Here is a 12,297-nt window from a genome sequence, read left to right as displayed (position 1 = left end):
TGGCCCGGCCGGCGCGAAAGCTATCAGATTCGTGCGCCTGCTGCGCCGGCCGGCCCGAGCACGCGGCGGGCCTCGCCGAGCGTGACGCCGACGCCGCGCCGGAACACGGCGCCCAGGTGGCTCTGGCTGCAGTAGCCCAGGTCGTGCGCCAGGCCGGCCAGGTCGCGCTCGCCGTCGGCCAGCCGCTCCATCGCCGCCGCCAGCCGCAGGTGCTGGCGGTACTGGTGCAGGCTCAGGCCGGTCTGCTGGCGAAAGCGCCGCGCCAGGTGAAAGGGCGAGCGCGACACGGCCTCGGCCAGTTCGTCCAGCGAGAGCGGAGGCCGCGCGCCCGGGCCGCTGCCTTCGGACAGCAGCAGCTGCCGTGCGCGCGCGACGGCGCCATGCCAGGGCGCCTGGTGCGGCGCGCTGCCCAGCTCGGCGACGAGCGCGGCCACCAGCGCGGCAGCCTGTGCGCTGTCGGTGTCCGGCAACTGGCGCCGTGCCGCGTGCATGCGGTACAGCGCCTGCGGGGTGAGCAGGCAGACGCTCACGCCCGCAGCGCTTTCACCGTGGGCCGGGTTCACCGACGCATGGCCGCTGACCACGAGGCTGTGCCGCACGGTCGCGGTCTCGGGCCGCAGCCGGTAGGCGGTGGCGTCGCCGAAGCGGATGGCGGTGAGCGCGTCGGTCAGCCAGGTGTGCTCGCCCGAGCGCACGTCGAGCCGCGTGCGCCCGATGGGGAAGACGACGCGCGGCGAGGCCACGGTGTACAGGTCGCTCCACGCCGGCCCCTGCGGCGCGTGCAGGCGCACATGCGCCACCTCGAACCCGCGTCCGGCATAGAGAAGGGTGCGGTCTTGCGGCATGCGAAGCGTGAACGCACGACGGGGTGGGTCAGCCCAGCGCGGTCCAGTTGCAGCGCAGCTCGTACTGCGCGCCGCGGTAGCTGAGCGTGCCCGTCGCGCCGGCCACGCGCAGCGCCACGGCCACTTGCGGACGGTCCAGGCCGGTGCCGCGCGCGCGCATGAACTGGCGGCGATGGTCGACGAAGCGCTGCTGCAGGCTGAAGCGCTCGGTCTCGTCGGCACCGGAGGCGGTGTTCGCCACGATCAGCTCGGTCAGCTGGCCGGTCGAGAGACTGAACTGGATCTCGACCGCATAAGGCCGGCCGTCGCACTGCAGGCTGCCGTTCGCAAAGGCGGGCGACAGGCCAAAGAGCAGAAAGCAGGGCAGGGCGAGAGCGAGGAGGCGGCGGTGCATGTCGCAGTGGGTGCAGGTGGCGGCCCGCCACCATACCCCAAGCAGGTGAAACACACCCGTACACACCCAGACACACCCGCCGGCGCGTCACCCCACCTTGCGCGCGCGCCCTTCCCAGTGCGGCTCGCGCAGCTTGTACTTGAGCATCTTCCCTGCCGGCGACAGCGGAATCTCTTCGCGAAACTCCACGCTGCGCGGGCACTTGTAGCCGGCGATCAGCGTCTTGCAGTGCGCCACCAGCGCCTCGGCGCTCAGGGCCTCGCCGGCGCGCAGCACGACCACGGCATGCACGCGCTCGCCCCACTGGTCGTCGGGCACGCCGACCACGGCGCACATCGACACCTGCGGCAGCTGGGTGATGGCGTTCTCGACCTCGGCCGAGTAGATGTTCTCGCCGCCGCTCACGATCATGTCCTTGAGCCGGTCGACCACGTAGACGAAGCCGTCGGCGTCCATCACGCCGCCGTCGCCGGTGTGCATCCAGCCGTCGCGCAGCACTTCAGCCGTTTGTTCGGGCTTGTTCCAGTAGCCGGCCATCACCATCGGCCCACGCGCGGCGATCTCGCCGACGGTACCGTTGGGAACGGGCCGGCCGTCGGCATCGACGATGCGCACTTCGGCGATGGGCACGGGCCGCCCGGCCGAGCGGCGGCGCGCGGCCGGCTGGTCGGGGTGGTGGCACCACGTGGGCAGCACGGTGACCACGGGCGACAGCTCGGTCATGCCGTAGAGCTGGCAGAAGCCCGCGCGCGGCAGCTTGTCGATGGCCTGCAGCAGCAGCGCATCGTCGATGGGCGCGGCGCCGTACAGCACCAGCTGCAGCGGGGTGGTGTCGAACTCGCCGAAGCGCGGGTGCTCGATGAGCCGCTTGAGCATGGTGGGCACCATGAAGGTCTCGCTGGCGCGCTCGTTCTGGATCGCCTCGAGCACCTTCACTTCGTCGAAGGCCGGAATGATGACCTGCGTGCACAGCCGCATCATCAGCTGCAGCGTGAGGCCGGTGCCGCCCACGTGGAACATGGGCGCCATGTTCAGGCCCACGGCCTCGGCGGGGCGCGTGGCGGCCATGTTGGCCGAGAGCTGGCCGGTGTAGAGGTTGCCGTGCGTGAGCATCACGCCCTTGGGCAGGCCGGTGGTGCCGCCGGTGTACATCACGGCGGCCAGGTCGGCGCCGCCGCGCCGCGCGTCGGGCACGGGCTGCGCCTGCGCCATGAGGGCTTCGGCGTCGGCCATGCCGTCGGGCGCGGGGCCGTCGCCGAAGTGCACCAGCGTCTTCAGCGAACGCGAGAGCTCGCGCTGCTGCTGCGCCACGGCGCCGAAGTGCGCGTCGGACAGCAGGATGCGCGTGTCGCAGTCGTCCAGCGAGTACGCGACCTCGCGCGCGCTCCAGCGGATGTTGACGGGGTTGATCACGCCGCCCGCCCACCAGGTGGCGTAGAGGTACTCCACGTAGCGGTCGGAGTTCAGCGCCAGCAGGCCCACGCGGTCGCCGGGTTGCAGGCCCAGCGACTGCAGCACGGCCGCGAGCCGCGCCACGCGGTCGACGAACTGGGCGAAGGTGCTGCGGCGTTCGCCGCACACGAGGGCGGTGGCGCCGGGGCGTTCCTGCAGGGCCTTGTGCAGGGGCTGGGTGAGGTCCATGGACTGCGGTCTCCGTCGGTCGGTTCGTTGTTGTGCGCCGAGTATGGAAGGGACGCGCCGCGCCGGCATCGTCGGAAGCGACGGGATCGAAAGCGCCCTGGCGGCCAAAGTCGTCCGAAGCGACGGTGACCGGCACAGGGCTGCGCGCGACCATCGCCGCAGAACGAACGATTCGACTGTTCGACCGACCGGAGACAAGCCATGCATTCCTTCCCGACCGACCCGGCGCGCCGCCGCCTGATCCACGGCGCGGCGCTCGCCGCCGCGGGCACCGCGCTGCCCTTCCTGGCGCGCGCCCAGGGCCTGTTCGGCAAGCAGCCGATCACGCTGCTGGTGCCGTACCCCGCGGGCGGCGCCACCGACGTGCAGGCGCGCGCACTGGCGCTGGCGGCCTCGCGCGAGCTGAAGCAGCAGATCGTGATCCTCAACCAGCCCGGCGTGGCCGCCACGCTGGCGCCGACCACCATGGCGCGCAAGGCCGCGCCCGACGGCTACACGCTGTCGCTCATGCTGAGTTCGCTGTACCGGCTGCCGCACCTGCAGAAGGTGAGCTACGACCCGGCCACCGACTTCACCTACGTGGCCAACGTGACGGCCGCCACGCTGGGCATCACGGTGCGCCAGGACGCGCCGTGGAAAGACCTGAACGCGCTGCTGGCCGCGGCCAAGGCCAAACCCGGCGAAGTGTCGTACGGCACCACCGGGCGCGGCGGCACCTCGCACGTGTCGATGGAGCGGCTGGCGGCGCTGGCCGGCGTGAAGTTCAATTTCATTCCCTTCAAGGGCGCGGCCGAGCTGTACAACGCGCTCATGGGCGGCCATGTGGACGCGGTCTCCGAGGCCGGCTTCGGCGCCGCCGTGGCGGGCGGGCGCGTGCGCCTGCTGGCCACCTTCAACGAAGCGCGCTCGCCCACGCGGCTGAACGTGCCGACCGTGAAGGAACTCGGCTACGACGTGGTGGCCAACGGCTCGTGGGGCATCGCCGGCCCGCGCGGCATGGACCCGAAGGTGGTGCAGGCGCTGCAGGAGGCCTTCCGCAAGGCCGTGGACGACCCCGAGTTCTTGCGCACGCTCGACTTGAACGACTACGTCAGGTTCTACATGGACAGCCCCGCTTACACGGCCTGGGCGCACAAGACCTACGCCGACGAGAAGCGCTTCGTGAGCGACCTGCGCATCAAGCTCGACGACTGAACCCGACCTTCCTTCCCGCCATGACTTCTTCCTCTTCTTCTCTTCACTGCTTCCTCCACCCCAAGGCCATCGCCTTCGTCGGCGCCACCGAGCGCTCGGTGTGGTCCAACGCGGCGCTCGCCAGCCTGCGCACGCTGGGCTATGCGGGCCAGCTGTACCCGGTCAACCGGCGCGGCGGCAGCTTTCATGGCATGGCGGCGGCCACCTCGGCCGAGGCCATCGGCGAGCCGGTCGACACGGCGCTGCTGATGGTGCCGGCCGACGCGCTCGACGACGCGCTGGCCGACCTGCAGCGAGCGGGCATCGGCAATGCGGTGCTGCTGAGCTCGGGCTTCGCCGAAGCCGGCGAGGAAGGCCGCGAGCGCCAGCGCCAGCTCACGGCCAAGGCGCGATCGCGCGGCCTGCGCATCCTCGGGCCGAACTGCCTGGGCTTCGTCAACTTCGTCGACCGCTCGGCCGTGTGGACCGCCTCGCTGCGCGAGCCGCTGCCGGCGGGCACGCTGGGCATCGTGTCGCAAAGCGGCGCGCTGGCGGGGCAGCTGTCGTTCATGGCGCAGGTGCACGGCATCGGCCTGAGCCGCATGGTGTCGACCGGCAACGAGTCGGACATTGACATCGCCGAGGTCATCGACTACCTGGTGGACGACGAGCACACGCGTTCCATCGCCGTGTTCGCCGAGACCGTGCGCGACCCGCAGCGCTTTGCCGCCGCGGCCGAGCGCGCGCTGGCCGTGGCCAAGCCCATCGTCGTGCTGAAGATGGGCAGCAGCGAGATCACGGCGCAGGCTGCGCAGGCCCACACCGGCTCGCTGGTGGGCGACGACCGCGTGTTCGACGCCATGTGCCAGCGCCTGGGCCTGATGCGCGTGCGCTCCATCGAAGACCTGGTGTTCACCGCCGCCTTCGCCAGCATGACCGGGCCCTTCGCGGCCGGCGGGCTGGCGGCGGTGTCGATGTCGGGCGGCATGTGCGAGATCTTTGCCGAGCGCGCCGAGGAAGAAGGCCTGGCGCTCACGCCGCTCGCGCCCGCCACCGAGGCCGCGCTGCGCGAGGTGCTGCCGGGCTACGGCACGCCGCAGAACCCGCTGGACGTGACCGGCGCCGCCATGCTGCAGCCCGAGCTGTTCGGCAACGCGCTCGAAGCGCTGGTGCGCGACCCCGCGCTGGGCGCCGCCATCGTCGTGGCCGACGTGCCCAACGCGCCGGCCAACGACACGCCGCTGAATCGCGCCGTGCTGGCGCAGGTGGCGCGCGGCCTGGCCGCCAGCCCGGTGCCCGCCATCGTCTGCAGCCACTACGTGATGCAGGTGAGCGAGCGGTCGCGCGAACTCATCGCCGAGACCGGCATCCGCCACATCGCCTGCGGCATCCACCATGCGATGAGCGCGGCGGGTGCGGTGCGCCGGTGGTCGGAAACGCTGCGCCGGCGTCAGGGCGTGCAAGGTGTCGCTGCCGCGGTGCCGGCCACGCCGCCCGCGCAGCCTCTGCGTTCGGAGCGCGAGACGCTCGAGTGGCTCTCGCAGCGAGGCGTGCCAGTGGTGCCCGTGCGGCTGTCGCGCAGCGCCGACGAGGCCGCGCGCATTGCACAGGAACTCGGCGGCCCGGTCGTGCTGAAGATCGCCTCGGCGCAGATCGCGCACAAGACCGAGGTCGGCGGCGTGGCGCTCAACCTGCCAGGCGCCGACGCGGTGCGCGCCGCGCGGCCCGAGGCCGAGATCGACGGCATCCTGGTCGCGCCGATGCGCCAAGGTGGGCTCGAGCTCTTCGTCGGCACCGTGCGCGATCCGCAGTGGGGCCCGGCGCTCGCCGTGGGGCTCGGTGGCATCTGGGTCGAGGCGCTGCGCGACACCAGCCTGCGCCTGCTGCCCGTGACGCCCGCCGAGGTGAAGGACATGCTGGCCGAGCTGCGCGGTGCGCGCCTGCTCGACGGCTGGCGCGGCGCGCCCGCGGCCGACCGTGACGCCATCGCCGAAGCCGTGGCCGCCATCGGCAACGCGGCGCTCGCACTCGGGCCCGAGCTGGTCTCGCTCGAAGTCAACCCGCTGCGGGTGGACGGCCGCACGGTCGAGGCGCTCGACGCGCTGGCCGTGTGGGGCGCGGCCGGCTGAACGACTTTCATCGTCAAGAAAACCAACAGGAGACCTCTTCATGCTGCAACGACGTCGATTCGCGCAATGGGGCGCGAGCGGACTGCTGGCCCCCGCGCTGGGTGCCCTGCCGAAGGCGCAGGCGGCCGACGCCTACCCGACCCAGCCGATCAAGGTGATCGTGTCGTCGGCCGCCGGCGGGCTGGTCGACGGCATCGCGCGCACCATCGGCGAACGCATCGCCAAGCCGCTGGGCCAGCCGGTGCTCATCGACCCCAAGCCCGGCGCCAACGGCGCCATCGCCGCGTCCTTCGTGGCCAAGGCGCCGGCCGACGGCCACACGCTGCTGTTCGCCGTCAACTCCTTCGTGCTCGCGCCGCTGCTGATGGCCAAGCCCGGCTACGACGTGTTCAAGGACTTCGCGCCCGTGTCGCTGTCGAACTACGGCCTGCTCGTGTTCGCGGTGGGCGAGGGCGTGCCGGCCAAGAGCATGCGCGAGTTCGTCGCCATGGCCAAGGCGCAGCCCGGCAAGCTGAGTTTCGGCTCGGCGGGGCAGGGCTCGTCGGGCCACCTCTATGGTGAGAAGCTCATGCGCGACGAGGGCCTGCAGATGACGCACGTGCCCTACAAGGGCGGCGCGCCGCTGATGATCGACATCCTCGGCGGCCAGGTGCAAGGCGGCTTCGTCACCATGGGCGAGGCGCTGCCGCACGCGAAGTCGGGCCGCGCGAAATTGCTGGGCGTGTTCGGCACGCGCCGCATGCCGCTTGCGCCGCAGATTCCCACCTTCACCGAGCAGGGCTTCAAGGGCTACGAGCACGGCGGCTTCTGGGGCTTCTTCGCGCCCACCGGCACGCCGCAGCCGGCCATCGACAAGCTGGCCGGTGCGGTGCGCCAGGCCGTGGCGCAGCCTGATCTTCAGGAACGCATGATCGGTTTGGGGCTGGAGCCTTCGGGCGAAGGGCCGGGGGAACTGATGGCGGCGGTGCGGCGCGAGAACCTGCTGTGGTCGCGGCTCATCAAGGACATGAACCTGAAGCTCGAATAGACCTCAGGCCCGCGCCACCACGCCGGCGGTCACCAGCGCATCGACCGCCGCGCGTTCGAACCCGAACTCCCCCAGCACCTCGTCCGTGTGCTCCCCCAGCGACGGCGCGAGCCGCTGCACGCCGCCCGGCGTGGCCGACAGCGTGAACGGCACGCCGGGAAAGCGCAGCGTGCCTTCGGTCGGGTGCTCGGCGTCGTGCCACAGGCCGCTGGCCTTCAGCTGCGGATCGTCGGGCAGCTGCTGCAGCGTCTGGATCGGCATCGCCGGAATGTCGGCCTGGCGGAAGGCAGAAACCCACTCGGCCGTGGTGCGCGCGCCGGTGGCGCGTTCGAGTTCGCCGAACACCACGGTGTGGTTGCGCACGCGCGCGGCCAGCGTGGCAAAGCGTTCGTCCTCGCGCAGCTCGGGCCGGCCCACGACCTCGAAGAAGCGCAGCCACTGCGCGTCGGTGTAGGGCACCAGCGCGATGTAGCCGTCGGCCGTGCGAAAGGGCTTGCGCACGCCGGAGCGGATCGAGCCGTACACCATGTCGTCGATGGGCGGCTGGAAGGTGTGGCCCCACAGGTGCTCCACCATGTTGAAGGCGGTCATGGTCTCGAACATCGGCACGTCGACCGCCTGCCCCTGGCCGCTGCGTTCGCGGTGGAACAGCGCGGTGACGATGGCGTACGCCGCGTACAGCGCGGTGGTCTTGTCGGCGACGAGCGCGGGCATGTAGCGCGGCTCACCGGTGTAGATCGATTGCAGCTGCGCCAGGCCCGAGGCGGCCTGGATGATGTCGTCGAAGGCCGGCAGGCCCGCATACGGTCCCTCGTCCGAGAATCCCTTGACGTGCGCGCTCACGAGGCGCGGGTTGAGTTCCAGCAGCCGCGCCGCATCGATGCCGATGCGCGCCGCTGCATCGGTGCGCACCGAATGCACGAGCACGTCGCTGCCGCGCACCAGCGTGTCGAGCACCTCGCGCGCGGCGGGTTGCTTCAGGTCGAGCACGAGGCTGCGCTTGTTCCGGTTGCACGACAGGTACAGCGACGACATGCCCTTGTGGCGCGCAGGCCCGACCGAGCGGGCCAGGTCGCCTTGCGGCGCCTCGACCTTGATGACGTCGGCGCCCATGTCGGCGAGCATCTGGCTGGCCAGCGGGCCGAGCACGACGGACGAGAGGTCGAGCACCTTGACGCCTTCGAGGGCGCCGCGAAGAAGGGGAGGGGGCGTCATCGGTCAGTCCTCCAGGCGGATGCCGGTCTTGTCGATCACGCGCTTCCAGGTGTCGGCGTCCTGGCGCAGCACCACAGAAAACTCGGCAGCCGTGCTGCCCACGGGCTCGATGTTCATGTCGCGCATCTTCTTTTGCACCTCAGGCTTGGCGATGATGGCGGCGACGGCCTTCGACATCTTGTCCACGCGCGGCTGCGGCGTGCTGGCGGGCAGGAAGAGCGCGATCCACGCGTAGGGCTCGAAGCCCGCGTAGCCCGCCTGCTGGAAGGTCGGCACCTGCGGCAGCGTGGCCGAGCGCTGCGTGCCCAGTGCCGCCAGCGCGCGCAGCTTGCCGCTTTGCAGGTAGGGCAGGGCGGTGCCGGTGTCGAGCACGGCCACGCGGATGTGGCCGCCCAGCAGGTCGGTCACCATGGGGGCGGCGCCCTTGTAGGGCACGTGGGGCATGTCGACGCCGGCCTCTTTCTTGAACAGCTCGCCATAGATGTGCGAGGTGGTTGCGACGCCGGTAGAGCCATACGAGTACTTGCCGGGCTCGGCCTTGAGCAGCGTGACGAGTTCGGCCAGCGTCTTGGCGGGCACGTCGGGCGTCACGACCAGGGCCGAGGTCGAGATGCCGATCTGCGACACGGCCGCGAAGTCTTTCACCGCGTCGTACGAGAGCTTGCGCTGCAGCGCGGGCATCTGCACGTGCGTGGTGATGGTGAAGAGGGCGGTGTGGCCGTCCTTCGGGGCGCGCGCGACGGCAGCGGCGCCGATGGTGCCGCTGGCGCCCACGCGGTTGTCGACGACGACGGGCTTGCCCCAGGCGGTGCCGAGTTCCTGTGCGACCAGCCGCGCGATGTTGTCGGTGATGCCGCCGGCGGGGAAGGGAACGACGAGCGTGACGGGTTGCGAGGGGTAGTCGGCCGGTGGCTGTTGCGCGGCGGCGGGCAGGGCGAACAAGGCAGCCAACGCGAGCCCGAGGCCGAGCGTGGAGGAAAGACGTGTCATGGCGTGCGGTCTCAATCGAGCTTGATGTTCTTGACCTGGATCACCTGCTTCCACCGCGCATGGTCGGCGCGCATGGTGGCGGTGAGCTGCGCGGGTGTGCTGCCGACCGGGATCACGCCCAGGCCTTCGATGCGTGCGGCCTGTTCGGGGCTTTGCACCACCTGGGCCACCTCGGTCGAGAGGCGCTGCGCGATGGGCTGCGGCGTGCCGGCGGGCAGGTAGATGCCGAACCAGCCGACCGACTCCATGCCGGCGAAGCCCTGTTCCTTGAAGGTGGGCACGCCGGCGGCGAGCGGGGCGCGTACGGTGCCGACCACGGCGATCGACTTGGCCCTGCCGGCCGCGACGTGCGGGCCCACGCCCTTGGCCGAGACGAACACCGCATCGACGGTGCCGCCGAGCAGGTCGGTGATGGCCGGCGCTTCGCCCTTGTAGGGCACGTGCAGCAACTGGATGCCCGCCGCGTCCTGCAGCACTTCGGCGTACAGGTGGGCGCTCGATCCGTTGCCGTAGGAGCCGTACGAGTACTTGCCGGGCGCGGCGCGCGCGAGCTTGACGAAGCCGTCGAGGGTGTCGACGCCGAGCTTGTTGCTCACGGTGAAGACGATGGGCAGGCGCCCCGCTTCCGACACGGGCACGAAGTCCTTGAACGGATCGAAGCCGGCGTTGGGGTACAGCAGCGGGTTCTGGATGATGGAGGTGAGCGAGAACAGCACGGTGTAGCCGTCGGCCGGTGCGCGCTGCACGGCGGTGATGCCGATCTGCCCGTTGCCGCCGGGGCGGTTGTCGACGATGACGCTCTGGCCGAGCCGCTTGCCCAGGCCCTCGGCGACGATGCGCGCGAACACGTCGGTGCCGCCGCCGGCGGCGTAGGGCACGATCATGCGGATGGGTTTGTCGGGCCAGGTGGTCGGTGGCTGTTGCGCGAAGGCGCTGCTGCCGGTGGCCAGGGCGGCTGCCAGCGCGAGGGCGTGGCGGCGGGTGAATCTGCTGCTGTGCATGTCTGTCTTGTCTCCGATGGTTTTTCTGTCTGGGTGCGATGTCAGGGCGGCAGGCTCACGACGGCCAGGCCGGGGCCGACGGACACGCCGTGGCGGTTCTCGCTCCACAGGCGCAGGTCGAGACGGTGGCGGTGCGCGGCGTCGGCGCTGTCGTCGATCCACTTGCGCTCGACCTGGCCGCGCACGGTGACGGTGTCGCCCGCCGTGTTGAACGACTTCATGCGAAAGCCGCGGATGGCGTGCAGCACGCCGGCCGTGCCGATGTACTCACGAATCGCACGCTCCCACATGCCCTGCAGCAGCATGACGTTGGCGTACATCTCCGGGGCGCCGGTCGATTGGGCGTGCTCGGTGTTGTGGTGGATGGCGTTGAAGTCGCGATTGGCGCCGGCGGCCATCACGAGGCGGTAGACGGTGAGGGGGAAGGGCACGGGGTTCAAAGGGTCGCCCTCGTTGACTTCGTTCCAGTGGCGTTGTTCTTGCCAGTTCATCTTGTTGCTTTCTTTGTTCAGGGCGCGTGCACAGGCCACCGGGTACTTCCCTCCGCGAATGTCCCCCGGCCTGCGGCCTCCTCCTTGATTTCGCTGCTGGAAGCACCCAGTGCCCTGCGCACGGGACGCAGCGCGCCAGTGCGGGTGGCCGCATGGCATCGGGCATCTGTTCTCTAGTGCGGCAGGTAGTGGTACATGCCGAAGCGGCAGCGCGCCACGACCTCTTCGCGCTGGTTCACGATGTCGTACTCCCATGTCGTGAAGGCGCCTTTTCCTACCTTGGTCGCCTTGGGTTCGCAGCGCACGAGCCGGTTGCCGCGCCTTCCCAGGCGGTCGCCCAGGCGCGCGGGTTGCAGGTAGTCGACCTCGTAGTCGGTCGCCATGTAGGCGGTGGTGGGCGGCATGCCTTCGGGTCGCGTGCCCTTGAGCGGGCTGCGCTCGGGCTCGGCGTTGCGCGCGTCGCTGGTGAACACGGGCGGTTGGCCCGGGGCCCACATGGGCGGCAGCGTGAGGCTGGCGAGGCTGGTCGATGGCGCGACGGCGTCGGGCCCGTGGTGCAGCGGGCAGTCGAACTCCAGCACCTCGACATAGCGGCGCACCGCGCCGGCCTCGATCACGTCGGCGCCCCAGCGGATCACGCCGTTCGCAAAGTCTTCGCCCACGCGCGCCACCATCGGCGCCCAGGCGCTTTCCCAATCGTCCATGTGCAACTGCTTTCTTCAGATGCCGATGAACTCGGCCACGTCGGCGAGCGGCGCACGCTCGGTCTCGAGGGCGTCGAGGGGTTTGTCGCGGTCGGCATAACCGATGGCCATGCCGGTGAAGAGCATGCGTTCGGGCGGCAGGTCGATGAAGCGGCCGATGGTCTGCGGGTAGATGGCCCAGCACTCCTGCGGGCAGCTGTCCAGGCCCTCGGCGCGCAGCAGCAGCATCACGTTCTGCAACATCATTCCGAGGTCGGACCACTGCGGCGGGCCCATGCGGCGGTCGACGGTGCAGAAGAGCGCGAGCGGCGCGCCGAAGAACTGGAAGTTGCGCGCAAACCATTTCAAACGCGCGGCCTTGTCCTCGCGCGGAATGCCCAGGCGCGCGTACATCGCCTCGCCGACGGCAAAGCGGCGGTCGCGGTAGGGCGCCACCAGCTCGCGCGGGTAGATGTCGTACTCGCTGCCTTCGCCGCCGGGCGTTTCCTGCACGCGGGTGCGCATGAGGGCCTTGAGTTCGTCCAGGCGCTCGCCGCCCACCACGTGCAGGTGCCACGGTTGCAGGTTGCCGCCCGAGGGCGCGCGCAGCGCGGCCTGCAGCACGCGGCGGATCGTGTCGGCGGGCACGGGGCGGTCGAGAAATTCGCGCACCGAGCGGCGGCTTGCGACGGCGTCGTAGACAGTCAT

At 70.7% G+C, this 12,297-nt stretch carries 12 protein-coding genes; 3 read left to right on the top strand and 9 right to left on the bottom strand.

The features are described 5' to 3' along the window. Positions 1 to 23: 23 nt before the first annotated feature. The 3 genes from AC3WQR_RS17765 to AC3WQR_RS17755 all read right to left on the bottom strand — a co-directional run bounded on the left by AC3WQR_RS17765 (position 24) and on the right by AC3WQR_RS17755 (position 2,880). On the bottom strand, positions 24 to 845 hold the full coding sequence (locus tag AC3WQR_RS17765; protein WP_492743037.1) for a helix-turn-helix transcriptional regulator: 822 nt from the start codon (positions 843 to 845) through the stop codon (positions 24 to 26). Between the two features lie 28 nt (positions 846 to 873). Further along, positions 874 to 1,239: a hypothetical protein gene (locus AC3WQR_RS17760; protein WP_159279361.1), complete on the bottom strand. Its 366-nt coding sequence runs from the start codon at positions 1,237 to 1,239 to the stop codon at positions 874 to 876. Between the two features lie 87 nt (positions 1,240 to 1,326). Beyond that, positions 1,327 to 2,880: a long-chain-fatty-acid--CoA ligase gene (locus tag AC3WQR_RS17755; protein WP_492743036.1), complete on the bottom strand. Its 1,554-nt coding sequence runs from the start codon at positions 2,878 to 2,880 to the stop codon at positions 1,327 to 1,329. A 201-nt stretch (positions 2,881 to 3,081) separates the two neighbouring features. Here AC3WQR_RS17755 and AC3WQR_RS17750 point away from each other — a divergent pair, with 201 nt between their 5' ends. The 3 genes from AC3WQR_RS17750 to AC3WQR_RS17740 are packed head-to-tail and all read left to right on the top strand — an operon-like array spanning position 3,082 to position 7,209. Beyond that, positions 3,082 to 4,074, top strand: a complete 993-nt coding sequence (locus AC3WQR_RS17750) for a tripartite tricarboxylate transporter substrate binding protein (RefSeq protein WP_062475192.1) — start codon at positions 3,082 to 3,084, stop codon at positions 4,072 to 4,074. 20 nt (positions 4,075 to 4,094) lie between these two features. After that, entirely contained in the window at positions 4,095 to 6,182 is a 2,088-nt protein-coding gene (locus AC3WQR_RS17745; protein ID WP_492743035.1) for an acetate--CoA ligase family protein, read from the top strand. 40 nt (positions 6,183 to 6,222) lie between these two features. Beyond that, the gene (locus AC3WQR_RS17740) at positions 6,223 to 7,209 is read left to right on the top strand and encodes a Bug family tripartite tricarboxylate transporter substrate binding protein (RefSeq protein WP_139704328.1); all 987 of its coding nucleotides are present in this window, start codon (positions 6,223 to 6,225) and stop codon (positions 7,207 to 7,209) included. Positions 7,210 to 7,212: 3 nt separating this feature from the next. On the opposite strand, the gene AC3WQR_RS17735 is transcribed toward AC3WQR_RS17740, so the two are convergent. From AC3WQR_RS17735 to AC3WQR_RS17710, 6 genes are all read right to left on the bottom strand, one after another. After that, the gene (locus tag AC3WQR_RS17735; RefSeq protein WP_492743033.1) at positions 7,213 to 8,424 is read right to left on the bottom strand and encodes a CaiB/BaiF CoA transferase family protein; all 1,212 of its coding nucleotides are present in this window, start codon (positions 8,422 to 8,424) and stop codon (positions 7,213 to 7,215) included. Between the two features lie 3 nt (positions 8,425 to 8,427). After that, positions 8,428 to 9,414, bottom strand: coding sequence for a Bug family tripartite tricarboxylate transporter substrate binding protein (locus AC3WQR_RS17730; protein ID WP_492743031.1), 987 nt, complete (start codon positions 9,412 to 9,414; stop codon positions 8,428 to 8,430). 11 nt (positions 9,415 to 9,425) lie between these two features. Beyond that, positions 9,426 to 10,415, bottom strand: coding sequence for a Bug family tripartite tricarboxylate transporter substrate binding protein (locus AC3WQR_RS17725; RefSeq protein WP_492743029.1), 990 nt, complete (start codon positions 10,413 to 10,415; stop codon positions 9,426 to 9,428). A 41-nt stretch (positions 10,416 to 10,456) separates the two neighbouring features. Continuing rightward, positions 10,457 to 10,906, bottom strand: coding sequence for a hotdog family protein (locus AC3WQR_RS17720; protein WP_390348533.1), 450 nt, complete (start codon positions 10,904 to 10,906; stop codon positions 10,457 to 10,459). Positions 10,907 to 11,079: 173 nt separating this feature from the next. Continuing rightward, positions 11,080 to 11,610 carry a hypothetical protein gene (locus AC3WQR_RS17715; RefSeq protein WP_369630174.1) on the bottom strand — a complete coding sequence of 177 codons (531 nt, stop codon included), beginning with the start codon at positions 11,608 to 11,610 and terminating at the stop codon, positions 11,080 to 11,082. A gap of 15 nt (positions 11,611 to 11,625) precedes the next feature. After that, positions 11,626 to 12,297, bottom strand: coding sequence for a nitroreductase (locus tag AC3WQR_RS17710; RefSeq protein WP_095948110.1), 672 nt, complete (start codon positions 12,295 to 12,297; stop codon positions 11,626 to 11,628).

The organism is Variovorax sp. FW305-3-2-15-B-LB1, from assembly GCF_058787635.1.
This window is presented reverse-complemented; position numbering and strand designations above follow the sequence as displayed.

Excerpts from the sequence above, each read along its gene's own strand:
- AC3WQR_RS17765 (WP_492743037.1), bottom strand. The coding sequence starts at position 845 with ATGCCGCAAGACCGCACCCTTCTCTATGCCGGACGCGGGTTCGAGGTG.
- AC3WQR_RS17725 (WP_492743029.1), bottom strand. The coding sequence starts at position 10,415 with ATGCACAGCAGCAGATTCACCCGCCGCCACGCCCTCGCGCTGGCAGCC.
- AC3WQR_RS17760 (WP_159279361.1), bottom strand. The coding sequence starts at position 1,239 with ATGCACCGCCGCCTCCTCGCTCTCGCCCTGCCCTGCTTTCTGCTCTTT.
- AC3WQR_RS17745 (WP_492743035.1), top strand. The coding sequence starts at position 4,095 with ATGACTTCTTCCTCTTCTTCTCTTCACTGCTTCCTCCACCCCAAGGCC.
- AC3WQR_RS17720 (WP_390348533.1), bottom strand. The coding sequence starts at position 10,906 with ATGAACTGGCAAGAACAACGCCACTGGAACGAAGTCAACGAGGGCGAC.
- AC3WQR_RS17710 (WP_095948110.1), bottom strand. The coding sequence starts at position 12,297 with ATGACTGTCTACGACGCCGTCGCAAGCCGCCGCTCGGTGCGCGAATTT.
- AC3WQR_RS17735 (WP_492743033.1), bottom strand. The coding sequence starts at position 8,424 with ATGACGCCCCCTCCCCTTCTTCGCGGCGCCCTCGAAGGCGTCAAGGTG.
- AC3WQR_RS17750 (WP_062475192.1), top strand. The coding sequence starts at position 3,082 with ATGCATTCCTTCCCGACCGACCCGGCGCGCCGCCGCCTGATCCACGGC.
- AC3WQR_RS17715 (WP_369630174.1), bottom strand. The coding sequence starts at position 11,610 with ATGGACGATTGGGAAAGCGCCTGGGCGCCGATGGTGGCGCGCGTGGGC.
- AC3WQR_RS17740 (WP_139704328.1), top strand. The coding sequence starts at position 6,223 with ATGCTGCAACGACGTCGATTCGCGCAATGGGGCGCGAGCGGACTGCTG.
- AC3WQR_RS17730 (WP_492743031.1), bottom strand. The coding sequence starts at position 9,414 with ATGACACGTCTTTCCTCCACGCTCGGCCTCGGGCTCGCGTTGGCTGCC.
- AC3WQR_RS17755 (WP_492743036.1), bottom strand. The coding sequence starts at position 2,880 with ATGGACCTCACCCAGCCCCTGCACAAGGCCCTGCAGGAACGCCCCGGC.